Source organism: Actinomycetospora lutea (genome assembly GCF_028737205.1).
Lineage (GTDB): Bacteria > Actinomycetota > Actinomycetes > Mycobacteriales > Pseudonocardiaceae > Actinomycetospora > Actinomycetospora lutea.
Map to the genome: position 1 here is coordinate 47,669 of NZ_JAQZAL010000030.1, position 22,465 is coordinate 70,133.

Annotated in this window: 21 protein-coding genes, 2 tRNA genes and 3 pseudogenes; 12 read left to right on the forward strand and 14 right to left on the reverse strand. The window is 70.3% G+C overall.

Translation table 11 applies throughout. The annotated features are described in order from the left end of the window. Positions 1-7: 7 nt before the first annotated feature. Entirely contained in the window at positions 8-637 is a 630-nt protein-coding gene (locus PHK61_RS25920) for a CDP-alcohol phosphatidyltransferase family protein (protein ID WP_274283913.1), read from the reverse strand. After that, the gene (ligD, locus tag PHK61_RS25925; RefSeq protein WP_274283914.1) at positions 634-1,626 is read right to left on the reverse strand and encodes a non-homologous end-joining DNA ligase; all 993 of its coding nucleotides are present in this window, start codon (positions 1,624-1,626) and stop codon (positions 634-636) included. Before ligD ends, PHK61_RS25920 begins: the two co-directional genes overlap by 4 nt. A 31-nt stretch (positions 1,627-1,657) precedes the next feature. Here ligD and PHK61_RS25930 point away from each other — a divergent pair, with 31 nt between their 5' ends. The 6 genes from PHK61_RS25930 to orn are packed head-to-tail and all read left to right on the forward strand — an operon-like array spanning position 1,658 to position 8,290. Then, a complete protein-coding gene (locus tag PHK61_RS25930; RefSeq protein ID WP_274283915.1) occupies positions 1,658-1,846 on the forward strand; it encodes a hypothetical protein in 189 nt (62 codons plus the stop codon). A 57-nt stretch (positions 1,847-1,903) separates the two neighbouring features. Continuing rightward, positions 1,904-3,982, forward strand: a complete 2,079-nt coding sequence (locus PHK61_RS25935) for an SDR family oxidoreductase (RefSeq protein ID WP_274283916.1) — start codon at positions 1,904-1,906, stop codon at positions 3,980-3,982. Further along, a complete protein-coding gene (locus tag PHK61_RS25940; protein ID WP_274283917.1) occupies positions 3,979-5,604 on the forward strand; it encodes an AMP-binding protein in 1,626 nt (541 codons plus the stop codon). The genes PHK61_RS25935 and PHK61_RS25940 overlap by 4 nt, the downstream gene beginning before the upstream one ends. A 19-nt stretch (positions 5,605-5,623) precedes the next feature. After that, entirely contained in the window at positions 5,624-6,130 is a 507-nt protein-coding gene (locus tag PHK61_RS25945) for a PH domain-containing protein (RefSeq protein WP_274283918.1), read from the forward strand. Then, positions 6,127-7,599: a PH domain-containing protein gene (locus tag PHK61_RS25950; RefSeq protein ID WP_274283919.1), complete on the forward strand. Its 1,473-nt coding sequence runs from the start codon at positions 6,127-6,129 to the stop codon at positions 7,597-7,599. Before PHK61_RS25945 ends, PHK61_RS25950 begins: the two co-directional genes overlap by 4 nt. Positions 7,600-7,609: 10 nt before the next feature. After that, on the forward strand, positions 7,610-8,290 hold the full coding sequence (gene orn, locus PHK61_RS25955) for an oligoribonuclease (RefSeq protein ID WP_274283920.1): 681 nt from the start codon (positions 7,610-7,612) through the stop codon (positions 8,288-8,290). A gap of 7 nt (positions 8,291-8,297) precedes the next feature. Here the strand turns inward: orn and PHK61_RS25960 are convergent, their stop codons facing one another. Then, entirely contained in the window at positions 8,298-8,543 is a 246-nt protein-coding gene (locus tag PHK61_RS25960) for a DUF1049 domain-containing protein (protein ID WP_274283921.1), read from the reverse strand. A 172-nt stretch (positions 8,544-8,715) separates the two neighbouring features. Here PHK61_RS25960 and PHK61_RS25965 point away from each other — a divergent pair. Both PHK61_RS25965 and PHK61_RS25970 read left to right on the forward strand, forming a co-directional pair. Beyond that, positions 8,716-8,788 (forward strand) — tRNA-His (locus PHK61_RS25965). Positions 8,789-8,851: 63 nt separating this feature from the next. Further along, positions 8,852-8,924 (forward strand) — tRNA-Lys (locus PHK61_RS25970). A 388-nt stretch (positions 8,925-9,312) separates the two neighbouring features. Here PHK61_RS25970 and PHK61_RS25975 read toward each other — a convergent pair. Beyond that, positions 9,313-9,435: a hypothetical protein gene (locus tag PHK61_RS25975; protein WP_274283922.1), complete on the reverse strand. Its 123-nt coding sequence runs from the start codon at positions 9,433-9,435 to the stop codon at positions 9,313-9,315. A gap of 46 nt (positions 9,436-9,481) precedes the next feature. On the opposite strand from PHK61_RS25975, the gene PHK61_RS25980 reads away from it, so the two are divergent. Further along, a complete protein-coding gene (locus PHK61_RS25980) occupies positions 9,482-10,240 on the forward strand; it encodes a tyrosine-type recombinase/integrase (RefSeq protein WP_274283923.1) in 759 nt (252 codons plus the stop codon). 101 nt (positions 10,241-10,341) lie between these two features. Here the strand turns inward: PHK61_RS25980 and PHK61_RS25985 are convergent, their stop codons facing one another. After that, on the reverse strand, positions 10,342-10,800 hold the full coding sequence (locus tag PHK61_RS25985) for a hypothetical protein (RefSeq protein WP_274283924.1): 459 nt from the start codon (positions 10,798-10,800) through the stop codon (positions 10,342-10,344). Positions 10,801-10,974: 174 nt separating this feature from the next. Between PHK61_RS25985 and PHK61_RS25995 the strand changes: the two are divergent. Beyond that, a pseudogene (locus PHK61_RS25995) lies at positions 10,975-12,288 on the forward strand (ISL3 family transposase). Between the two features lie 34 nt (positions 12,289-12,322). Here PHK61_RS25995 and PHK61_RS26000 read toward each other — a convergent pair. The 5 genes from PHK61_RS26000 to PHK61_RS26020 form a co-directional block, all read right to left on the reverse strand. Then, positions 12,323-13,009 carry a hypothetical protein gene (locus tag PHK61_RS26000; RefSeq protein ID WP_274283925.1) on the reverse strand — a complete coding sequence of 229 codons (687 nt, stop codon included), beginning with the start codon at positions 13,007-13,009 and terminating at the stop codon, positions 12,323-12,325. Between the two features lie 1,433 nt (positions 13,010-14,442). Next, complete coding sequence (locus PHK61_RS26005) at positions 14,443-14,652, reverse strand: hypothetical protein (RefSeq protein ID WP_274283926.1); 210 nt, start codon at positions 14,650-14,652, stop codon at positions 14,443-14,445. Between the two features lie 122 nt (positions 14,653-14,774). Further along, the gene (locus PHK61_RS26010; protein ID WP_274283927.1) at positions 14,775-15,155 is read right to left on the reverse strand and encodes a histone-like nucleoid-structuring protein Lsr2; all 381 of its coding nucleotides are present in this window, start codon (positions 15,153-15,155) and stop codon (positions 14,775-14,777) included. A 1,950-nt stretch (positions 15,156-17,105) separates the two neighbouring features. Then, the gene (locus tag PHK61_RS26015) at positions 17,106-17,486 is read right to left on the reverse strand and encodes a histone-like nucleoid-structuring protein Lsr2 (protein WP_274283928.1); all 381 of its coding nucleotides are present in this window, start codon (positions 17,484-17,486) and stop codon (positions 17,106-17,108) included. Between the two features lie 558 nt (positions 17,487-18,044). Further along, on the reverse strand, positions 18,045-18,254 hold the full coding sequence (locus PHK61_RS26020; protein WP_274283929.1) for a hypothetical protein: 210 nt from the start codon (positions 18,252-18,254) through the stop codon (positions 18,045-18,047). Between PHK61_RS26020 and PHK61_RS32145 the strand changes: the two genes are divergently transcribed. Beyond that, positions 18,213-19,034 (forward strand): transposase, encoded by an 822-nt coding sequence (locus PHK61_RS32145; RefSeq protein WP_420791442.1) that lies wholly within the window; start codon positions 18,213-18,215, stop codon positions 19,032-19,034. The genes PHK61_RS26020 and PHK61_RS32145 overlap by 42 nt on opposite strands. Next, a pseudogene (locus PHK61_RS26030) lies at positions 18,925-19,410 on the forward strand (ISL3 family transposase); the annotation flags it as partial. The gene PHK61_RS32145 and the pseudogene PHK61_RS26030, both read left to right, overlap by 110 nt. Before the next feature lie 648 nt (positions 19,411-20,058). On the opposite strand, the gene thrS reads toward PHK61_RS26030, so the two are convergent. The 4 genes and pseudogenes from thrS to PHK61_RS26050 all read right to left on the reverse strand — a co-directional run. Beyond that, the gene (thrS, locus tag PHK61_RS26035) at positions 20,059-21,342 is read right to left on the reverse strand and encodes a threonine--tRNA ligase (RefSeq protein ID WP_274283930.1); all 1,284 of its coding nucleotides are present in this window, start codon (positions 21,340-21,342) and stop codon (positions 20,059-20,061) included. Between the two features lie 265 nt (positions 21,343-21,607). After that, a complete protein-coding gene (locus PHK61_RS26040; RefSeq protein ID WP_274283931.1) occupies positions 21,608-21,817 on the reverse strand; it encodes an AMP-binding enzyme in 210 nt (69 codons plus the stop codon). Positions 21,818-21,845: 28 nt separating this feature from the next. Next, positions 21,846-22,133: pseudogene (locus PHK61_RS26045) on the reverse strand (AMP-dependent synthetase); the annotation flags it as partial. Positions 22,134-22,229: 96 nt separating this feature from the next. Next, positions 22,230-22,465 (reverse strand): aromatic-ring hydroxylase C-terminal domain-containing protein (locus tag PHK61_RS26050; protein ID WP_476288551.1); only part of this gene is annotated, 236 nt, incomplete at its 5' end.

Below are 22,465 nucleotides of genomic sequence, written 5' to 3' on the forward strand. Positions count from 1 at the left end.
ATTCCGCTCACGTACGGAGGCGGCGCCGCACCGTCACGAGCACCTGGGTGAAGCCGACGACCGCGAGCACGGCCGCGATGGTCACCGCGATCGTCGCCACCGGCAGCCACGGGGTCACCGCGGTCCCGAGCAGACCCAGCGCCGCGACGATCACGCGCGAGGGCCGCTCCCAGACGCTGACCACGCCCACGTCGGGCAGCCGCGCCGAGGCGCGCACCGACTCCTGGAGCAGGGTCAGCGTCCCCACCCCGACCGCGAGCCACCCCGGCGCGCCCGCCAGCACCAGCGCCACGAGGAAGGCCACGTCGCCGATGCGGTCGACGAGCGGGTCGAGCACCCGGCCCCACGCGGTGGCCGTGTCGGTGAGCACCGCGACCGCCCCGTCGAGCCCGTCCAGCAGGGCGCACAGGACCACGAAGAGCGCCCCGACGACCGGGAACCCGGCGAGCACCCAGAGCGGCACCCCCACCCCGCACAGACACGACAGCGCCGTCAGCACCCACGGCGGCACACCTCGGCGCGCCAGCGGCCGCACGGCGACGAACACCACCCGCAGCCACGCCAGGACGAGGCCCCGCGGCTCGATCCCCCCGTGGGCCGCCGACCAGCGTGCCAGGAACCTGGGGAGGGAGGTCACTGCTCCCGCACGACGTCGGCGGGGTCCTTGTCCTCCCGCAGCCCCTGGTAGCGCGGGTGGCGCAGCCGGCCGTCGGTGGTCCACTCGCCGAACCCGACCGCGCACACGAGCTCCGGGCGCACCCAGTGCTGCCCCTTCTCGCGCACGGCGTCGGCGAAGGGGCTCTCCGACACCGCCAACGGGTCGAGCCGGTCCCGCAGCATCGTCAGCGCCGCCGCGTCGTAGCCGGTCCCGACCTTCCCGGCGTAGCGGAGCTCCCCCGCCGACCAGTAGCCGACCAGCAGCGCCCCGAGCCCCCGCCGCGACCCGCTCGGGTCGGTCCAGCCGCCGATGACGAACTCCTGGTCGCGGACGCACTTGAGCTTGAGCCAGTCGCGGCTGCGCCCGCCGGCGACGTAGGGCGCGTCGCCGCGCTTGGCGATCAGCCCCTCCCAGCCGTCCCCGCACGCCTCGGCGAGCAGGTCGGACGGGTCCCCCTCCAGCGCGGGCGAGCGGAACAGCGGCGCCTCGAACGTCACGACCGCGTCGAGGATCCGGTGCCGCGTCGACTGCGGCAGCCGCGTCACGTCGATCTCGTCGAGGACGAGCAGGTCGAACAGGTGCGCCTCGACCGCGACCCCGGTGCGGCGCGCCCGGTTCGGGTCCTGCAGGTGCATGCGCGCCTGCAGGCTGGAGAACGTGCCGTCGGCGGCGGTGATCTCCCCGTCGAGCACGAACTGCGCCGGGCCGTGCGCGTCGAGCGCCTCCACGATCTCCGGGTAGCTCGCGTCCATCGACTTCTGGTTGCGCGACCACAGCCGCGGCGCCCCGCCCGCCGCGCGGGTGGCGATGACGCGGACCCCGTCGAGCTTGCGCTCGAACACCCACCCCGCGCCCGGCGGATGCTCCTTGGACAGCGTCGCGAGCATCGGCGCACGGAACCCGACGCCGTCGGCCTTGCGCAGCGCACGCTGCTGGTCGGTGGGGAGGTCCCACACGTCGTCCGGCACCCCGCCTTCCTACCCCCTACCGTCGGTCGGCATGAGCGAGCAGCGCCACGAGGCGGCGAACATCGAACAGCGCTACGTCGCCGAGTACAACGACGAGGAGGCGCTGGTCGAGGGCCTCGACCCCGCCAAGTCCGGTGACGAGAAGACCACCGAGCAGGTGAAGGCCGCCGGCGACGACGTCGAGGACCAGGTCGACGAGATGGCCGACCCCGAACGGTGAGCACGAAGTGACCCGCCGGTAGGCGGGCCCCGGTGGGCTGTGCCACGATCCTGCGCCATGCGGTATCTGGTGACCGGCGGTACCGGGTTCCTGGGGCGGATGGTGCTGACGCGCCTGCTCGCCCGCGACGACTGCGAGGCGGTCTACGCCCTGGTGCGCGAGGGCTCGCGCGACCGGCTGCTGCGCCGCCTCGCCGACGTCGACGGCCACGAGAAGGTCGTGCCGGTCGTCGGCGACCTCACGCGGCCGCGGCTGGGCCTGCACGACGCGGAGGTCGACGGGCTCGCCGGGCGGGTCGACCACGTCCTGCACCTCGGCGCGGTCTACGACATCACCGCCGACGAGGCCACCAACCACGGCGCCAACGTCGACGGCACGCGCGGGATCACCGAGCTCGCCGCGCGCCTCGGCGCGACCTGCCTGCACCACGTGTCCAGCGTCGCGGTCGCCGGCGAGCACGAGGGCACGTTCACCGAGGACGACCTCGACGTCGGCCAGCGCTTCGGCAACCCGTACCACCGCACCAAGTACGAGGCCGAGCGCATCGTCCGCGAGGAGTCGACCGTCCCGTGGCGCGTCTACCGCCCCGCGGTGGTCGTCGGCGACTCCCGGACCGGCGAGATCGACAAGGTCGACGGCCCGTACTACCTGCTCACCGCCATCTCGCTTCTCGGACGGCTCGGGTGGGCGGGGTCGATGTCAGCACTGCGCTTCGCGATCCCCGAGCTCGGCGCCACCAACGTCGTCCCGGTCGACTTCGTCGCCGACGCGATGGTCCACCTCGTCCACGCCCCGGGCCTCGACGGCCGCGCGTTCCACCTGGTGCACCCGCGCCCGCAGCCGCTCTCCGAGGTCTTCAACGCGCTGGCCGGGCCCCTGGGCGCCCCGAAGGTCCAGGCGACGATGCCCGACGCGGTCGGCGGGCTGCTGCAGCGCGTCGCCGGCGCCGCCTCGACGGTGCCCGCCCTGGCCGCCGCCCGCGACATCGGGCTGGCCGAGCTCGACATCCCGCCCGAGGTCCTCCCGCACCTCACGTTCCCGACGCGGTTCACCGCCGAGCGGACCGCGCAGGCGCTCGCCGGCTCCGGCCTGCAGAGCCCGGAGGTCGGGGACTACGCGCCCGCCCTCGTGGCGTGGTGGCGCGAGCACCTCGACCCCAACCGCCACCGCCGTCCCCGCGAGGGCGGCGCGCTGCAGGGCCGGCGCGTGGTGATCACCGGCGCCTCCTCGGGGATCGGGCGCGAGACCGCGTACAAGGTCGCCCGGGCCGGCGGGGTGCCGCTGCTCGTGGCGCGCCGCACCGAGGAGCTCGAGGAGGTCAAGGCCCAGATCGAGCGCGAATCAGGGGAGCACGCCGATAGGGGACAGGCCTGGGTGTACTCGTGCGACATCACCGACGGCGAGTCGGTCGAGGCGCTGGTCAAGGCCATGATCAACGACCACTCGGGGCCGGACACCGGCATCGACATGCTGGTCAACAACGCCGGCCGCTCGATCCGCCGCGGCGTGCGCCTCGAGCTGGAGCGATTCCACGACTTCGAGCGCACCATGGCCATCAACTACTTCGGCGCCGTGCGCCTGACGCTCGCGCTGCTGCCGCACATGCTCGAGCGGCGCTTCGGGCACGTCGTCGACATCTCGTCGATCGGCGTGCAGACCGGCCCGCCGCGGTTCTCCGCGTACGTCGCGAGCAAGGCCGCGCTCGACGCGTGGGCGGGCATCGTCGCCACCGAGGTGCTCGGCGAGGGCGTCACGTTCACCACCGTCCACATGCCGCTGGTGCGCACGCCGATGATCGCTCCGACGCGCATCTACGACGCCTTCCCCACCGACTCGCCCGAGGAGGCGGCGGACAAGGTGATGCGCGCGCTGGTCGAACGCCCCAAGCACGTCGGCACCCTGCTCGGCACGTTCGGCGCGGTCGCCGGGGCGCTGACCCCGCAGCTCAAGGACGCCGTCATGCACGTCGCCTACCGCGTGTTCCCGGAGTCGGCCGCTGCGGAGCGGCATGTGGACTCGGCGGCGCGTGAGGGTAGTGACCATCCGAACCACGACGATGCGCGCACGCTCGAGACCGGCCCGCTCTCGCGTGGTGCCCAGGCCATGGCCCGACTTCTCCCTGGAGTGCACTGGTGAAGACCCCGTTCGGCACCCCGACCGAGCTCGCGACCGGGCTGCGGCTGCTGACCGGAGCGGGCGTCATCGCCCCGGTGGCGCCGCACCGGGCCGCGCTGTTCCCGACGGCGCTCTACCGCTACGGGTTCACGCCGACGACGGCCTTCCTCGTCGGGCGCTGGCGCCACCCCGACCGCGTCGCGATCATCGACGATCGCGGCACCGTCACCTTCCGCGAGGTCAACGAGCGCACCGACCGGCTCGCCCGCGCGCTCGCCGACCGCCGCGTCGGGCCGGGCAGCCGCGTCGCGGTGCTGTGCCGCAACCACCGCGGGCCCATCGAGACGATCCTCGCGGTGAGCAAGGTCGGGGCGGACGTCGTCCTGCTCAACACCGGGCTCTCGCCCGCGCAGACGAAGGCCGTCGCGCAGGAGCAGGAGATCACGACGATCGTCGTCGACTCCGACCTCGCCGACCGGCTCGACGAGGTGCCCGCCGAGGTCAAGCGCGTGTACGCCTGGACCGAGGGCGTCGGATGCTGGGGCGACGACACGCTCGAGGGTCTCATCGGTGCCGACGGGTCGCAGGCGCTGCCGACGAAGCCGCCGGTGGGCAAGACGATCGTGCTGACCTCGGGCACCACCGGCACCCCGAAGGGCGCCGAGCGCCCCTCCCCCCACGGCATCGGCGTGGTCAACGCGATCCTCTCGCGCATCCCGCTGACCGCGCGCGAGCCCGCCCTGGTCTCCGCGCCGCTGTTCCACACCTGGGGCTTCGCGGCGTTCCAGATCGGCTCGCTGATGGGCTCGACGCTGGTGCTGCGCCGCAATTTCGACCCCGAGGACGCGCTGGCCCAGCTCGCGCAGCACCGGTGCACGTCGATGTTCGCGGTGCCGGTGATGCTGCAGCGCATCCTCGAGCTCGACGACGAGGTCAAGGCGCGCTACGACACCTCGGCGCTGGCCACCGTCACCGCCACCGGCTCGGCGATGCCCCCGGCGAAGGTCACCGAGTTCCTCGAGACCTTCGGAGACAAGCTCTACATGCTCTACGGCTCCACCGAGGTCTCGTGGGCATCGATCGCGAAGCCCGAGGAGCTGCGCGCCGAGCCCGGCACCGCGGGCCGCCCGCCGGTCGGCACCACCGTGAAGATTCTCGGCGACGACGACCGCGAGCTCCCGGCCGGCGAGACCGGCCGCATCTTCGTCGGCAACGACATGCTCTTCACCGGCTACACCGGCGGACGCGGCGAGACCGAGGTCGTCGACGACATGCTCGGCACCGGCGACCTCGGGCACTTCGACCGCCACGGCCTGCTGTTCATCTCCGGCCGCGCCGACGACATGATCGTCTCCGGCGGCGAGAACATCCACGCCGGCGAGGTCGAGGGCCTGCTCGCCGACATGGACGGCGTCAAGGAGGTGGCGGTCGTCGGCGTCGACGACGAGGAGTACGGCCAGCGCCTCGCGGCCTACCTCGTGCTCGAGCCGGGCGCGTCGGTCGACGCCGACCAGGTGCGCGACCACGTCAAGAACCACCTCGCGCGCTTCGCCTCCCCGCGCGACGTCGAGTTCCTCGACGAGCTGCCGCGCAACAACACCGGAAAGATCCTCAAGAAGGAGCTCGGCTCCCCGGCCTCCTGATGTTCGGCAGACTGGTCGGGTGACGACGCCGGAGACGGGCGAGCCCCGCCTGCGCACGCCGGCTCAGCGTCTGAGCCCGCGCGCGAAGCTCTGGTGGGCGCTGCGCTCGGCGCTCGGCACGCTCGTGGCGCTCGTCCCCCAGGTCGGCGTGGCGTGGTTCCTCCCCGACTACGCCCGGCTGATGGTGCTCACCGGCGTCCTGACGGTCGTGATCGGCGTGGTGCACCTGCTCGTCGTGCCCCGCTGGCGCTACGCCCTGCACCGGTGGGAGATCACCGACGACGCGGTGCACACGCTCTCGGGGTGGCTGCGCCTCGAGTGGCGCATCGCCCCGATCTCGCGCGTCCAGACCGTCGACACCGACCGCGGCCCGCTGCAGCGTCTGCTGGGCCTGTCGTCGGTGACGGTGACGACGGCGTCGTCGTCCGGCGCGCTGACGATTGACGGGCTGCGCGCCGACGACGCCGTCGCCCTGGCCGACCGCCTCACGCGCGCGACCGAGCACCTCGGTGAGGACGCCACGTGAGCGCGCCCACCAGCACCGACTGGCAGCGCCTCGACCGCCGCATGCTCGTCGTCCACCCCGTGGTCGACCTGGCGAAGCTGGTGCCGGTGCTGCTCGTCATCGCGATCACCGGCGGGTCGGCCGACGACCGGTGGCGGCTCTGGGGCGGGCTCGCCCTCGCCGCGGCGGTCCTGGGGTTCGGGATCTCGCGCTGGTTCACGACGACGTACCGCATCGGTGCCGACCGCGTGGAGCTGCGCACCGGCCTGCTGCGCCGCCACCACCACGCCGTGCACCGCGACCGCATCCGCACCGCCGACCTCACCGCCAACCCGGCGCACCGCCTGTTCGGGCTCGCCGTGGTGCGAGTCGGCACGGGCCGCCGCGAGGGCGGTGACGACGCCGAGCTGACCCTCGACGCCGTCGGGCGCGGGGAGGCCGAGCGCCTGCGGGCGCTGCTGCTGGGCGAGGCCCGGCCGGGCGCCCCCGCCTCGCCGCTGCTCGCCCGTCTGCGCTGGTCGTGGGTGCGGTTCGCCCCGCTGACCTTCTCGGCGCTCGCCGTCGTGGGCGCCGTCTGGTTCGGCCTGCTGCGCCTGGCCGAGGAGGTCTCGTTCCGCCCCGGCCGGCAGGTCCTCGAGGAGACCGCCGGGCGCGCGCCGATCTGGCTCGGCGCGGCGGCGCTGATCGTCACCGCCGTGCTCGGCGCGGCCGTCGTGTTCGTCGAGGGCTGGTGGGGCTACCGCCTCACGCGCGCCGACGACGGCGGGCTCCTCGTGCGCCGCGGCCTGCTCACGCGCCGGACGCTCTCGCTGGAGGGCCGCCGCGTCCGGGGCGTCGAGGTCGACGAGCCGCTGCTGCTGCGCCTCGGGCGCGGCGCCCGCCCGCTCGCTCTGACCACGGGACTGCACTCCGACGGCTCCGGGGAGCACGTCGGCGCGGTCGGGCCCGCCATGCCGCGCCGCGAGGCCCACCGGCTGGCGGCGGGCGTGCTGGGCGTCGGCGAGGACGAGGCCACCCGCACACCGCTGCAGCGCCACCCGCGCGCCGCGATCGTGCGCCGCGTGACCCGCGCGCTGGTCCCGGCGCTCGTCGTCGCGGTCGTGCTGGTCGCGCTGCCCCAGGCGCCCGCCGACGGTGTCCTCGTGCCCGTCCTGCTCGTCGGGGCCGCACTGCTCGCCGTCGACCGCATCCGGTCGCTGGGCCACGCGCTCACCGGCGACCACCTCGTCGCCCGGCAGGGCGCCTGGGTGCGCCGGACCGTCGTGCTGCGCCGCGGCGGGGTGATCGGCTGGCGGCTCGAGCAGAGTCTCACGCAGCGCCGCGCGGGCCTGGTCACGCTGCACGCGGTCACCGCCGCCGGCCGGGGTCGCTACGAGGTGCTCGACGTCGGCGTCGCCCGCGCGCTCGAGCTCGTCGACGACGTCACGCCCGGTCTGCTGGCCCCCTTCGTGATCGACGGTGGACCGGCCGGGCGGCTCGTGCGCCGTTAGGGTCAGGGCCGTGAACGCCCGTCTGGTGTGGATCGACTGCGAGATGACCGGGCTCGACCTGCGGAACGACGCGCTGATCGAGATCGCGGCCCTGGTGACCGACGCGGACCTCGTCCCGTTCGGCGAGGGCGTCGACGTCGTCATTCACGCACCCGACCCCGCGCTCGACGCGATGCCGGACGTGGTGCGCGAGATGCACGCGAAGTCGGGGCTCACCGACGAGGTGCGCCGCTCGACGGTGACGATGGAGGAGGCCGAGAAGCTCGTCCTCGACTACGTCCGCGAGCACGTGCCCGAGGGCCGCTCCGCGCCGCTGTGCGGCAACTCGATCGCCACCGATCGCGGCTTCATCGCCCGCGACATGCCCGAGCTCGACGGCTACCTGCACTACCGCATGGTCGACGTCAGCTCGATCAAGGAACTGTGCCGGCGCTGGTACCCGCGCATCTACTACGCGCAGCCGGAGAAGGGCCTCGCGCACCGCGCGCTGGCCGACGTCCGCGAGTCGATCCGCGAGCTCGAGTACTACCGGCGCACGGCGTTCGTGCCGATGCCGGGGCCGAGCTCCGAGGAGGCCCAGGCCGCGGCGTCGTCGGTCGTCGCCGACGACCGCGCCGGCGTCAACGCCGAGGAGGCCACCGAGCGGGGCCCGGCCGGCGGCCAGGCACCCCCGCCCGGCGCGCAGACGTGAGCTGACCTCAGTGCCGGCGGCGCCGCAGCAGGAACCCGATGATCAGCCCGATGATCAGCGTGATCGTCAGCGCCGCCCACTGCGGCATGACGACGACGGGCACGAGCAGGCGGATCGTCACCAGGTCGCGGTTCTCGAGGATGAACACGACGACCAGGACGGCCAGGAGCACCGGGACCACCCACCGGGCGCGGTACCAGGGCGTCCTGGCCGCAGCGGGTCGTGGGGCGTTGCGGGGCGGGGTGTCGGTCATGGTCGGACCTCCGGGTGCGCTCACCGCGAGCCTCGCCGTGCTGCGGGCCCCGGGCCTCATGCGCCGCGGGTGAACGGGGCCCCGCCGTGGGGGCGGAGCCGGTCGCAAGCCGCTCGATCCCGGCTTGTAGGCTTGTCGACGGCTCGCCGGGGAGACCCGGAGAGTTGCCATGGTGGGTGTAGCTCAGTTGGCAGAGCACTGGGTTGTGATCCCAGGTGTCGCGGGTTCAAGTCCCGTCACTCACCCGGACGGCAGCGGGGGCACCCGCTGTCGGATCGGTCCCCAAGCTTTGCTAGGGTTCCGATCACGCGCCGTTAGCTCAATGGGCAGAGCAAGTGACTCTTAATCACTGGGTTCGGGGTTCGAGTCCCTGACGGCGCACCCATCGTTGCAGGTGTCGGGCCTGCAGTGCTTCCCTCCAGGAGATCGACGGTCCGTTTACGGGCCGGAAACTCCTCGGGAGGCGCTCCACATGGCCCGTCCACCCCTTCCGCTCGGCACCCCCGGGACCATCTCCCTCGTCGAGGAAGAGCCCGGCTCCTGGGTCGCTCGCTGCCGCTTCCGCGACCGCGACGGCGTCACCCGCCGGCTCCGCAAGCACGGTCCGTCGAAGACCGCTGCGAAGGCCGCTCTGCACGAGCTCATCCAGCAGCGGCAGCGAGGCAAGACCGGGCACGGTGCCGCACTGACGCCGGCGTCTCGCTTCCTCGAGGCCGCGGTGCTGTACCTCGCCAAGGTGGACCGCAAGCGGGAGGACTCGACCCACGCGCTATACGCCTATCACCTCGACCGCACGATCCTCCCCGCCCTGGGCGCGCTCCAGCTGCGCGAGTGCACCGTCGCGCGCCTCGATGCCTTCCTCGAGGCCCTCGAGCCGCGCCGCGGCTTCCACCCGCCGCACACTGCGCTCGATCGTCAGCGGCGTCCTTCAGATCGCCGTGCTCCACGAGGCCCTGCCGGCAAATCCGGTCCGCGAGCTCGACCGCATCGAGCAGCCGAGAGGCCAGGCCAAGAAGCCTCGGGGGCTCACGGTGGACGAGCGCCAGGCCCTGCTCGACTGGTTCGACCAGGACTCCGACGACGATCGAGTCCGGCGTCTGCAGCGGGTTGCTCGGGCGGCTGAGCTGCCGGACCTCGTGCGCTTCTCCCTCGGCACAGGCCTCCGCATCGGCGAGGCACTGGCGGTCCGCCGGCTCGATGTGAACCTAGACGGCGTGCCGGTTCGCGGACAGGACGGCCCGCTGCGCGTCCCGGTCGTTACCATCGCCGGCAATGTGACGTGGGTGAAGGGCAAGGGCCTCGTTCGCCATGACGGCAAGAGCGAAGCCGCCCTCCGCGTCATCCCGCTCCCCCGGTTCGCCGCCGACCTTCTCCGCGAACGTCTGGCGCAGCCGGGCGAGGACGGGTGGCCGCTGTTCCCAGCGGCCGGCCGCGACGGCCGCATCACTTACCGCTGGCCGTCGAACGTGCGGCGGACTCTTCGCTCTGTACGCGAGGAGGTGGGTTTGGGCTGGATGACGCCGCACACCTGGCGCCGCACCTACGCGACCATCCTCGACGACGAGATCACCTTCACCGACCGCATGAAGGCTGACCTCATGGGCCAGGCTCAGTTTCTCAAAGACAGCTACGTGAGCCGTGGGGAGCTCCACACCAGCGCCGCGGTGCTACTAGACGCGGCCCTCGGGCGGTCCTGACCCAGTCCGAAGCTACCCCCTCCGTCGGTCCCGAGAGCGCGATCTGTCGACCGGAGCAACGGCCAAGTAGAACTGTCCTGTACGCGAGGGCCGTTAACGAGCTAGGCGACGTCGTCTTCCGTTGTGTCGACGACCACGGGACCCCGAGGTTCTGCCTGCGCGGTGGGCTCGCGCAGCAACTTCACAAAGGGCTCGAAGCAGTGAGCCTCGTCGGCCTCACCCCAATATCCACTGTGGACGCGAAAGCCTTTGGCCTTCAATACCTGCAGTGGGGTGAGAGACTCGTTCAAGTACCGGATGGAGGCTGCGCTGAGTTTAGCTGCCACCTCGTCAGCGTTCGTCTTCCCTACCGCTGCTGGCTCTGTCCGCTGTTGGGACGGCCCGGACGCGGGCCCCTGCTCAGAGTCAGTCTTGCTTTTGAGATTGGACTCGAAGACATCGGCCGCGTTGAAGATGTTGATCCACTCAATGTTCACAGAGTTGATCCGAGTGTCCCGGTCTTCCATGTACTTCGGGTAGAACATCCGGACAATGTCGAGGGGACATCCGATGGTTGTCATGGAAGTGATTCGACTCATCGGAGCACCAGCCTTAAGCGGCTCTTCCGGAAATGGAGTGCAGCTGAGGGTGTGACCGGGCCTGAAGCTGGGGTCGTGTCGCTGTGATGAGGCGGGCCCCGAGAAGTTGATGATGGCGGTTCCTACGCCAGCCAGCTCCAACATCCCGGGGACCCGATGTCGCAGCCTACGACCCTGCCTGCCCAGATCGTGGCCGACACGATCATCCGCACCGTGGAGCTCGGGGTGCGGATCGTCGACGCCGCGGTGGCCGGCGAGATCACGGTGCTGTGGTGCGAGCTGCTCGTCGAAGGCCCCGGCCGCTGTCCGGGCTGTGGGATCGCCGGGACCTACCGCGACACCTCCGAACGCCGCGTCAGCGACGTCCCGGTGGTCGGGCACCCGCTGGAGCTGCGGGTCCAGGTCCCGCGCTACGAGTGCCGCCACGACGGCTGCGCTCGGGCGATCTTCGCCCACGACACCAGCCGGCTCGCTCGGCCCGGGGCGTCGACCACCCGGCGGTGCGCGAGGTTCATCCTGCGCCGGTTGATGCTGGACAAGTCCACCGTCGCCGCGGCGGCCCGCGAGCTCGGCCGCTCCTGGGACACCGTCAACGACATCGCCGTCGCCGCCACCAGCGAGCTGCTGCTCACCGCTGGCCCGGCGCGGTTGGACGGGGTCGAGGTGATCGGGGTCGACGAGCACAAGTGGGCCCACGTGCGCACCGCCGAGGCCGACGGGTTCGTCACCGTGATCACCGATCTGACCGCCGTCGTGGCCGGTTAGGGGCCTGCGCGGCTGCTCGATCTGGTCCCCGGCCGCTCCGCCGCGGCGGTGCGTGACTGGCTGGCCGCCCGCACGCCGGCGTTCCGCGACCAGGTCCGCATCGTGGCCATGGACGGGTTCGGCGGCTACAAGACCGCCGCCACCGAAGTCGTGCCGGACGCGGTCACGGTGATGGACCCGTTCCACGTCGTCGCCCTGGCCGGGCACAAGCTCGACCTGTGCCGCCAACGGGTCCAGCAGGACACCCTCGGGCACCGCGGACGTTCCGGCGATCCGCTCTACCGCGTCCGCCGGAGCCTGCGCACCCGCCTCGGGCTGCTCACCGACCGCCAACGCGCCCGCCTGGAGACGGTGTTCGGCTACGACGAGCACGTCGCGGTCGAGGTCACCTGGTGGACCTACCAGCAGATCATCACCGCCTACGAACAGCCTGACCGCACCCGCGGGAAGACTCTGCTCACCGGCGTGATCGACCGACTCCGATCCGGACTACCCGACGGACTCGAGGAGCTGGCGACCCTGGGGCGCACGCTGCACCGGCGACGCGACGACGTCCTGGCCTACTTCGACCACCGGGCCTCCAACGGGCCCACCGAGGCCATCAACGGCCGCCTCGAAGCGTTGCGCCGCAACGCACTGGGCTTCCGCAACCTGATCAACTACCGCATCCGGTCACTGCTGCACTGTGGATCTCTTGCACTGTGAATCCGGAAGAGCCCACATAGCCCACCGAAAGCGGTCACTCGGTAGTTCGGCCCCACCCCGCCGAAGCCTTCCCATGACTCGACAGACCTTGACCATCGAGGGTCGCCATGATCGAGTCGAGCATCGGCGCAAGGGCTGGGAACTCCTCATCGAGCACTCGGGTGTCCTCGCCGTAGCCGGGCTGATGGGAAAGCGCTCGATGCCAGGACGCAACCTCTGGACGTTCCGCCATGAGCACAAGAGCCCGCAGATCAGCGATCGCGAGGTGGGCGACGGTGTGGAACACACGAGTCTGCGCGTCCACCCTGGCGTCGTCGGCCTCCAGGACGCCAGCGGCGGCAATTCGACCGTAGAAGCGGTCCCGCTCCTCATCGACATCATGAGCGGCTCGCCGGAACGCTCGCAGGAGTAGGTCGAGCCGTCGCTCGTCGTCCTGGTTGAGGGCATGTTCGATGAGCCCGTCGACCGTCATCCCGGAAGCCTCTCGCTGGGCGGCCTCAGCCGCGGCGGCGAGCTTCATGCGACGCTGTCTCCACAGCCGCTCACCCCCGACGATGAAACCCTTAGTGGCTCCACCAGCCCCACCACCCATGGTGGCGGCCAGCTCTGGGTTGCCGGTGTGCATGAGGATCACGGCCTCGGTCGCCTTGCTCACCAGCCCGTTGAAGGAGTCCGCGAACACGTCGAGCGCGAAGGGCGTCTTGTCGTCGTCTGTGCTCACCAGCCACAGGTTCGCACCCTCGCTCAACCGTCGATTGTCGAGGTGCAGTCCAGCGGCAACTGGACCGTCACTCCTCGGTAGCCGTTCCCAGACGGGCAGCGCCTCCATCAGCAGTAGTGAGCAAGCCATCACCATGAGCTAACGGTCCACCGATTCGGCTTCAGCGCCTCGCGAGCAGCGCGAAGGATGGCACGCGTGGACTCGGAGCACGTCGAGGAGTGGCTCGAGATCCGCATCCGGGCAGAGCCCATCCGTCCGCGGCGGCGAGAGCCGAGCTTCGACGTAACCTTTCGCGCGGGACCCGAAGCTTGGGCGGCTCTACGGGAGATGCGGAAGCCCTGCTCTGGGTTCCTCCGGACCCACCGCGACATCCGCATTGAGCGCCGCACCGTGCGGACTACGGCGTCGAGTCGCCCTGGGAGCTCATCCCGGAGGTTGAGCTACCGAACGCGTGAGGCCGTCGTCGCTACACCGGCCGCCAGAGCGGTCGGCTCGATGACACGTCGGACGCGGGCTCGTCCCGCTACGCTGGCCGCGCCGCCTTTTCCAGCAGGTGCTCGGCACCCCTGCCCGCGTGGCGGGAGTCGGCGCCCCGCTGAGGTCAATGGGCGCGGTCGTAGGCCTCGGTGCTCCGACTCTGACACCCAGCAGGAGGTTCAGGCCGTCTACGAGCAGGACACGAGCGACCCGAACGGCCTCGACCGCGACGACGACGGCGTCGCCTGCGAGAACAGCGCCTCCGGGTCGGGCAGCGGGTCTGGCGACTCGGGCGACGACTCCGACTCGGGCCAGGTCTAGGCCGGGCCGTCCGGTGGGGCGGACACCGGCGGCGGCTCGACCGCGGCCGGTGGCGGCGACACGGCCCTGCTTGCCGGCGGCGGGGCGGTGCTCGCCGCGATGGGCCTGGGAGGGTGGTCGGTGGCGCGCGGACGCGCCCGTCAGGAGGTCTGAGACACCGTGCCGCCGGTGCCACCGGTGCCGCCCGCTCTTCTGCCGTGCCCTGTACGCGGCGGGCGGGCGGCACCGTGTCTCCAGACGGATCGGGGGGTCCGGCCGGGGGCGAAGAGGGCCTGTCGTCCGTCCTGCACGGCGCCCGTCGGTCGGGCTGGTCCGCGAACGGTCGGTGTCTCGGCGATGTGGCTGGGAGCCCTCGGCCTGACACTCGTGGCGAACGGCCTCGCTCGACACCGCGGCTCCTCCCGTGGCGCCGATCATCGCGGTCGGCGCTCCGACCGCCGCGGAGGCGTTTCCGCATCGCCGGGGACGGGCGCCACGAGGTGCTCCGCGCGCCTCGACATTGGCGGAGGGTGCGCTGGCGCCACGCCGTCGCCGGCGGAGGGCGCTACCTCGGGGTCGTAAGGGGGCCTTCCTGGCCGGCCGGGCCCCTTTTCCTGTTGACCCGGCTGGGCCTTCGTCGACCGTAGGGGATCGCATCAGCCGACACGCCGGGCGAACGCCTCGGCGAGCTCCTCGAGCCTGCCGGGCATGTCGAGCATCAAGGTGCTCCACTGCGTCGAGCACGTCCGCCTGTCGCAAGTCGCCGTGATGACCCACTGCCCGAGATACCCAGGCCGCGTCACCGAGACATCCCATTCCGGCCCCAGGGCCTTGCCGAACGCATCCCGGACGGTTCCTGCGTCCATACCCTCAGGACGCCGTCTCGGCTGGCCCAGGAGAATACTCTCCTGCGCAGGATGCGCCCGGGGGTCCTTAGGAATCGCCGAGCGGCTCCGTGCCTGCGCGCGAAGCCGCTGTACCGGTGAGGTCAGTGGGCCTGGTGATAGGCGTCTGTGACTTCGCGGGGGATGCGGCCCCGATCGCTGACGGTCATGCCCTGCTTGCGGGCCCACTCCCGGATCGCTTGGTTCTGTTCTCGGTCCACCGGCGCCCGCCCGCCTGCGCCGTTGCCACGGTCGCCACCCGTCGCCGGCCGGCGTCCCGGTGAGCCGCCGGTGCCGGCGCGGCGGCGCCCGCCGGTGCGGCGGGCGTGCTCGACGTAGTCACGCAGGGCGTCACGTAGGGCCACCGCATGCTCCTTGGACAGGTCGATTTCGTAGGTCACGCCGTCGAGCCCGAACTCGACGGTCTCCTCGGCGGGGCCCTGGTCGAGGTCGTCGAGGAGGGTCACCGCAGTCCGTTGTGCCACGGGTTCGCGCCTTTCGCTACGGGTCCTGCCGGGAAAGCCCCTCGTTGCGTAGCTGGTGACGCCACTCCCGAACAAGGCAATGATACCCATGGCTTGACGATCTCGCTTGGCATTCCGCCCGACCGTGGCGCCGAGCACCTTCCGCCGATGTCGTTTGAGGCCCAGGCCCCGCCGTCGGAGGTGTAGCCGGGACAGCCTCGACTGGGTGAGCGAAGCCGAAGTTCACTCCTCCCCTCTTCAAAGGCGACTGCGTCACCGTGTGGTTTCACGGGGCGCAGGCTCCGCTATCGGTCGTCGAGTGCTACAAGTACGAGGGGCGATCATCGCTGCCCGACCAGTCCAGGACTTCGTAATCGACTTCGGAGTCGTCGTCCTGCAGGCCGTGCTGAGCGTGACAGTGAGTGTTCGACAGGTCGCTACGCGTGCTTTCACCGATCGGAGTCTCCCATCCTGGGGGAGCACCCGAGACAATTCACTCGAAACTGGGGGCGACTCTGTGGAGCTCGGGGTGATCGGGGATGGTGACTACCTTTGCGATCTTCGTTGGCAGCGCCGGTGTAATTGCGATCTTGGTCGGCCTGGTCGGCGGTGGCTTTGAGTTTTCCGGCACCGTGATGCCAACAGTCGGAAAGACTGCCAGAGTGGCCTGCTTCGTTGTTGGTGGCCTACTTCTCTTCCTGGGTGTAATTCTAATCTTCACAGAGCAAGTAAAGCCCGCGAGCGCGGACACGTCTTCCAATCCCTCAGCTAGCCCAACTGCGACCGCAGTCCCGACCCCAACGGCTACAATGGCCCAACCGCCTTACTCTCCGATCCCTACTTACTCACCACCACGATCGGGATCGTCCTACGGGGGAGATGCTCAGGAGGCTGCGTCCGGAGCAGTAGCGCTGGGTGTCACTGCGTCCTGCGCCCCGACAGTCATGAACGCGTTGTACTCCAGCATCGCAGTCGCTGGCGAAACCTGCGATCTAACGATCGAGGGCGACGGAATCGCCGTTAGCACTTACGCGTCGAGGACGGAAAGCCTGGAGTCTGCGGCCCAAGCACTACGCATGACCATAGGTACTGCCGAGACAACCGTCACTAACGGAGGCAACCCCGTAGGAATCCATACCTGCGGCTCCTATTCTAACGGTGTGCCAGCCTGTCTCTACTTGTGGGACACCACCTATAATGGATATCCGATCCTGACAGAGGTTGTTCCGGTCAATCGGTCAGTTACTGGCCAACAGCTCAGGAATTACATGTATCAGCGCGACGAAAGCCCACAGAATTTTCTCGGCTCGAGATAGGTCATCCCCGATCTACCTCGGACCACAGGGCCGGGCCAGCAGCGGCCCGGTCATCCGGTGTCGGCTGCGACGGGTTCACTACGGGGGATTGTCGATGGCCCGCTCATTGGTGCGCGAGGATTTCATCGGTCCCTCCAGAGGATGCTTGGGTAGGACGCGGCAGGACCAACGGCTCGAGAAGTGCCTTGCGCAGGGAGCGGAGAATAAACCGTACTGACTTCGAGGTACCGGAGCGGAAGACGCCCGTTTCGAAAATCATCTTCCGCAGCTCCGGCAACTCCCGAAGACTGCAGCCCGAAATGCTGGCACTGACGGCAGACCGATTCTTCTGGTACTCCTCTACAACTGCGTTCAGGTAGTCCTCGACTCTACGGAAACAGCCCGTTATCGAGCTCACAACATCGGCCTTCAATGGAAGCAGGGGAGCCGTCCGCGCAAGATTCTCAAAGGCTAGCTGTCCTTACGAATCGCCGAGCGGCTCCGTGCCTGCGCTCGAGGAGCTCGCCGAGGCGTTCGCCCGGCGTGTCGGCTGATGCGATCCCCTACGGGCGACGAAGGCCGAAGGCAGTCCTCGAGACGATGACCCGATCACGACCATCGGCCGCGATCGCCTGATCTCCACGGAAGCCGAGGCTCCCCCGCCGTACCGGTGAGGTCAATGGGCCTGGTGATAGGCGTCGGTGACTTCGCGGGGGATGCGGCCCCGATCGCTGACGGTCATGCCCTGCTTGCGGGCCCACTCTCGGATCGCCTGGTTCTGCTCCCGGTCCACCGTTGCGCGCCCGCCGGTGCCGTTGCTGCGGTCACCACGCCTCGCAGGCCGGCCTCCCGATGAGCTGCCTACGGCGCTGCGGCGGCGCCCGCCGGTGCGGCGGCCGTGCTCGACGTAGTCACGCAGAGCATCGCGCAGGGCAGCCGCATGCTCGGCGGACAGGTCGATCTCATAGGTCACGCCGTCGAGCCCGAACTCGACGGTCTCATCGGCTGGGCTCTGGTCGAGGTCGTCGAGGAGGGTGACCACAGTACGTTGTGCCACGGGTCGCGCCTTTCGCTACGGGTGCTGCCGGGAAAGCCCCCTGGTTGCGTAGCTGGTGACGCCAATCCCGAACAAGGCAATGATACCCACGGCTTGACGATCTCGCTTGGCATTCCGCCCGATCGTGGCGCCGAGCACCCTCCGCCGATGTCGAGGCGCGCAAAGTGTTAGGCTTGGGTTAGCCCGAGCGGCGCTTGGTCGATTCGAAGTGCCAGTTCTATGGGTTGACGTGTGCCGGGACAGTTCCATAGGTCGGTGCGCCGAAAAGGATGCGGCCTTGCCCAGGCTCGGCGCCGGCGACATGGTCCGCGGCCTCGGTGCTCCGAGGCCCCGGACCTGAAGCCGCTCGCAGAGGCAGCTGTGTCCATGGCAGAGGCAGATCAGTTGACCTTGTTCGATTAGATCTGCGTGGGCCGTGCTGATCACGACCGGGCTCGTCGGCCCCGCGTCCTACTGGTCGGGTTACCGCCGGGGGCGTAAACGGGCTCTTCGTCATTGAGCGTGGAGGACTGACCGGGACACGATCTTCAGCCTCGGCCTGATCATGGGCCTGGGGCCTCACTCTTCGTGGTGCTTGGACACTTCGGAGGGAGGCCCCAGGTGGGCACGGATGCTACTGGCGCGCGCGATCTCGGGGCGGTGGTCCTCGGGCTCGACGGTTTCCGGCTGGTTGCCGTCGACGAGCATGACGGCGAGCTCGAACTGGCCGTGGAGACCACGAACGACATGGTCGGCTGTCCTGGCTGCGGCGCGGTCGCCGCGGCGCATGGACGACGGGCGGTGCGCGTGCGCGACCTGCCGACTGGCGGGCGGCCGACGACGCTGATCTGGATCAAGCGGCTCTGGCGGTGCTGCCATCAGCGCTGCGAGACCAGGACCTGGTCGGAGACCAGCCCGGAGATCCCGCCACGAGCGTCACTGACGACCCGAGCGGCGCAAGAGGCTTGCCGCCGGGTCGGTCGCGACGGCGAGGCGGTGGCGGTCGTGGCCTGGGAGCTCGGGGTGGGCTGGGGAACGGTGATGCGCGCGGTGGCCGAGCACGGCACCCCACTGATCGACGACCCCGCCCGACTCCAGGGCGTGGCCGCGCTCGGGGTCGACGAGACCGCCTTCCTGGCCGCCACCGCGACCCACGCCACCGAGTTCGCCACCGGGCTGGTCGACCTCACCCGCACTGGTGGCCCGGCGCGGCTGCTCGACGTCGTGCCTGGTCGCAGCGGCACGGTCCTCTCGGCGTGGCTACGTGAACGCGGCGCCGGCTGGCGCTCGGGAGTCACGATCGCCGCGCTGGACCCGTTCCGCGGCTACGCCAGCGCCCTGCGCACCCAGCTGCCCGGCGCGGTCCGCGTCCTCGACGCCTTCCACATCATCAAGCTCGGCTTCGACTGCCGTCGACCAGGTCCGCCGCCGCGTCCAGCAGGAGACTCTCGGGCACCGCGGCCGGACCGGCGACCCGCTCTACGGCATCAGACGAGTGCTGCGCCGCGGCCACGAACGTCACTCGGACCTGTCCTGGACCCGGCTGCTGCACGGGCTGGATCTCGGTGACCCCGATGGTGAGGTCGCCGCCACCTGGATCGCGGCCCAGGACCTGCGACTGCTCTACCGCCACCACGACCCGTCCCGGGCCGCCGCGGCGTTCTACCGCTGGCTGGCGTTCTGCGCCGACTCCGAGGTCCCCGAACTACACCGGCTGGCCCGCACCCTGGACTCCTGGCGCGACGAGCTGCTCGCCCGCTTCACCGTGGCCGACGTCTCGAACGGGCCCACCGAGGCCATCAACCTGCTGATCAAGAAGGTGAAGCGGGTCGGGCACGGATTCCGCAACTTCGCCAACTACCGGCTGCGACTGCTCCTGCACTGCGGAACCGTGTGGGACGCTCCCGCCACCACGATGCTGCGAGGCCGCCTCCACGCTTCATGACGGAGAGCCGGATTGATCCTTGGTGTCCTTGGCTTCTCCGGAGTCGCCTTCGCCTGGGACTGCCCTCCGCCTCCGCCGCCCGAGAAGGTCCACTGCAACGCGGGCAACGGAAACGGAAGCGAAGAGTGCGACCCGGCAATTCCGGCGCGCACAACCGCGGCGGAGACGAGGTCCCACCGGGTATCCCCAACCCTGGCGGCAACAACGTCCCGTGATCCCGAAGTCCAGCAAGCGCGCCCCGCACCTGGTGGTGCGGGGCGCGCTGACGTAACGCCACGGCCAGCCGGCGGTGTTCCGTGCCGGACAGGAGGGCGTAGGCGGCGTCGACGAACTCCCCTGCGCCCGTCCTCGCCGTATTCCTGGGCGGCGCGCACCAGGGCCAACCGGGCCAGCAGCTGGGGGTAGCCCCGACCGGGCTCCCGATCCGCTAGCGGTCTTGTCGCGGCACCGTGCTTCTCCACGGTCGGAGCGCCACCAGCCGGGCCGGAGCCCGCTACGCGATCCCTTCACACCTTTTGATGGGCGTCGAATGCCTGGCGGGCCGACGAGGCGGCAAGCATCCGCCGTCGGTGCCTGGGCCGACGGTGACCCGAGGGTCGACTCGGCGCCGACCCGCTGGCAGACGGCGTTCACCGCCGACGCCCCGATTCATCTGTCGCTGTCCTGCTCACCGAGTTCAAGGCCGCTCTGTCGGGCACGCACTGCGCTCGTGACGGCGCTGATGAACACTTCGATATCGAGGCTGACGCGCTGTCCGTCGCGTACCCGCACCGCGACCACTGCCTCGGTGACCTCGTGGTCACCGATTACGGCCACGTAGGGGACCCGCCGTTCGTGGGCGTTTCGTATGCGCGCACCGAGTGACTCCTTGGGCTCCATGATCTGCGCCCTGAGGCCAGTGGCCACCAGCCGGTCTCGGAGCCGGTTTCCGGCTTCACGGTGTGTCGAGGCGACCGGCGCGATGGCCACCTGGACCGGGCTGAGCCACGGTGGCAGCGCGCCTGCAGTGCGCTCGAGGAGATGGGCGATGAGCCGTTCCATGGACGAGAGCAACCCACGGTGGATCATGACTGGACGGTGACGTTGGCCGTCAGAACCGATGTAGGCGAGGTCGAACCGTTCGGGCTGCTGGAAGTCCAGCTGCACGGTCGAGAGGGATTGCTCGTGATCGCCCGCGTCGAGCACCTGCAGGTCGATCTTCGGACCGTAGAAGGCGGCCTCTCCGGGCGCATCTCGATAGGGCAGGCCGAGCTGGTCGAGCACGCCGGCCAGTCCAGCTTCAGCCTCCTCCCACTGCTGGTCGGTGCCGAGGTAACCGTCGCCGCTGCCGCGCCGTGAGAGACGGTAAGCGACCAGCTCGATCCCGAGCAGGTCGTAACAGTGCCTCACGGATCGGAGAGCCAGGGTGACCTCGGCGGTGACCTGGTCGGGTCGGCAGAACACATGACAGTCGTCGAGATTGATCTGACGCACACGGGACAGGCCGGACAAGACGCCGGAGAGCTCGCCGCGAAACATGCTGCCCAGCTCGGCGAGACGGATCGGCAGGTCCCGGTAGCTACGCTGTTCTGCGGCATACACCAAGGTGTGGTGCGGGCAGTTCGCCGGTCGCAACACGTACTGTTCGCCCCCGACATCCATTGCCGGGAACATGTCGGCCGAGAACTTCGTCCAGTGCCCGGAGCGTTCGAACAGCTCCCGCTTGCCCAGGACCGGGGTATACACGCGGCGGCAACCGTCTCGATCAGCCTGCTCGGACACCAACCGCTCGAGTTCGGCCCGCACAACCGCACCGTCGGGCAGCCACAACGGGAGCCCCGGGCCGACCAAGGGGTCAGTGGCGAACATGCCCAGGTCTCGGCCGATTCGTCGGTGGTCGACTGCCGGCTCGGCGCCGCGGTCGGCCGCTGCGAGTGAATCATCGATGCCCATCAGGTCGCCTCCTCGTTGCGGTGGAGGTCCGCTGGACGAGCGTCTCGGGATCAAGACGACGAGGGCCCCGGGACGCTTGTCCCGGGGCCCTCGTGGGTGATCGCTGCGCTCAGATCACACCGAAGAACGCCGGGTCGCACCCGGCGTCGTGGTGAGCTGCATGAGCCGCATGTCGAAACCGTAGCACCAGGAGCAGGTGAATCCCCGTGGCCGTTTCCACCACCAACCCGCCGCAGCCGGGCGTGGTCCCCCGGCTGGACGCGCTTCAGTTCACCTTGCGTTGGTAGCCCGCCCAGTAGGGCTCCCGGAGCTTGAACTTCTGGATCTTCCCGGTGGCGGTGCGGGGGATGCAGTCCCGGAACTCCACCGAGGAGGGCGCCTTGAACCCGACGAGCCGCTCCTTGCAGTGCGCGATGATCTCCGCTTCGGTGACCTCGGCTAACGCGACCGGACAACGAGCGCTTCGGCCGCTCACCCCACTTCATGTCCGGCACGCCGATCACGGCGACCTCGGCGACCCCCGGATTGCTGAAGATGCAATCCTCCACCTCGGTAGACGACACGTTCTCGCCGCCGGTGATGATCACGTCCTTCCGCGGTCGGAGATCGTGGAGGTACCCCTCGGCGTCGAGCGACCCACCGTCGCCGGTGTGGAACCACCCATCGACGAGCGCGTGGGCGGTGGCCTCCGGGTTGTGCCAGTACCTGTCGAGCACCACGTTGGAGCGAACGAGGACCTCGGCCTCGTCGGAGACCCGAAGCTTCACACCGAGCGCAGGGGCGCCGCGCACCTTCTGCGGTGTGCTCGGCGTGCCCTGCCCAGCGGGACCGGCAACCAGCCCGGGGCATGCATCCTGGCCATCAATCAAGCGCGGGCCGGGCGCCGGTCAGGCAGGTTCCGGGCTCGTCGCGAGCGCTGTTGCGAGCGCCTGCTCGAGCTCGTCACGGTCGGCGGAGCTGCGCTTGCGCCAGGCGATCACTCCGTCGGGGCGGATGAGCGTCGCCCCGCCCGCCGAGAGGCCGTAGGACTCGACGAATGGCTTGCCGTCGATGACGTGCGAGTTTGCGGGCTCTTCCGGAATCAGAGTGCGAGAGATCCGCAGTGCAGCAGGGACCGGATGCG

What these genes read in the sequence shown, in the direction of transcription:
- PHK61_RS26005 (WP_274283926.1), bottom strand. Translation starts at nt 14,652, where the DNA reads ATGGACGCAGGAACCGTCCGGGATGCGTTCGGCAAGGCCCTGGGGCCG.
- PHK61_RS25960 (WP_274283921.1), bottom strand. Translation starts at nt 8,543, where the DNA reads ATGACCGACACCCCGCCCCGCAACGCCCCACGACCCGCTGCGGCCAGG.
- thrS (WP_274283930.1), bottom strand. Translation starts at nt 21,342, where the DNA reads ATGGGCATCGATGATTCACTCGCAGCGGCCGACCGCGGCGCCGAGCCG.
- PHK61_RS32145 (WP_420791442.1), top strand. Translation starts at nt 18,213, where the DNA reads ATGGTCGGCTGTCCTGGCTGCGGCGCGGTCGCCGCGGCGCATGGACGA.
- PHK61_RS25930 (WP_274283915.1), top strand. Translation starts at nt 1,658, where the DNA reads ATGAGCGAGCAGCGCCACGAGGCGGCGAACATCGAACAGCGCTACGTC.
- PHK61_RS25985 (WP_274283924.1), bottom strand. Translation starts at nt 10,800, where the DNA reads ATGACAACCATCGGATGTCCCCTCGACATTGTCCGGATGTTCTACCCG.
- PHK61_RS25935 (WP_274283916.1), top strand. Translation starts at nt 1,904, where the DNA reads ATGCGGTATCTGGTGACCGGCGGTACCGGGTTCCTGGGGCGGATGGTG.
- PHK61_RS26020 (WP_274283929.1), bottom strand. Translation starts at nt 18,254, where the DNA reads ATGCGCCGCGGCGACCGCGCCGCAGCCAGGACAGCCGACCATGTCGTT.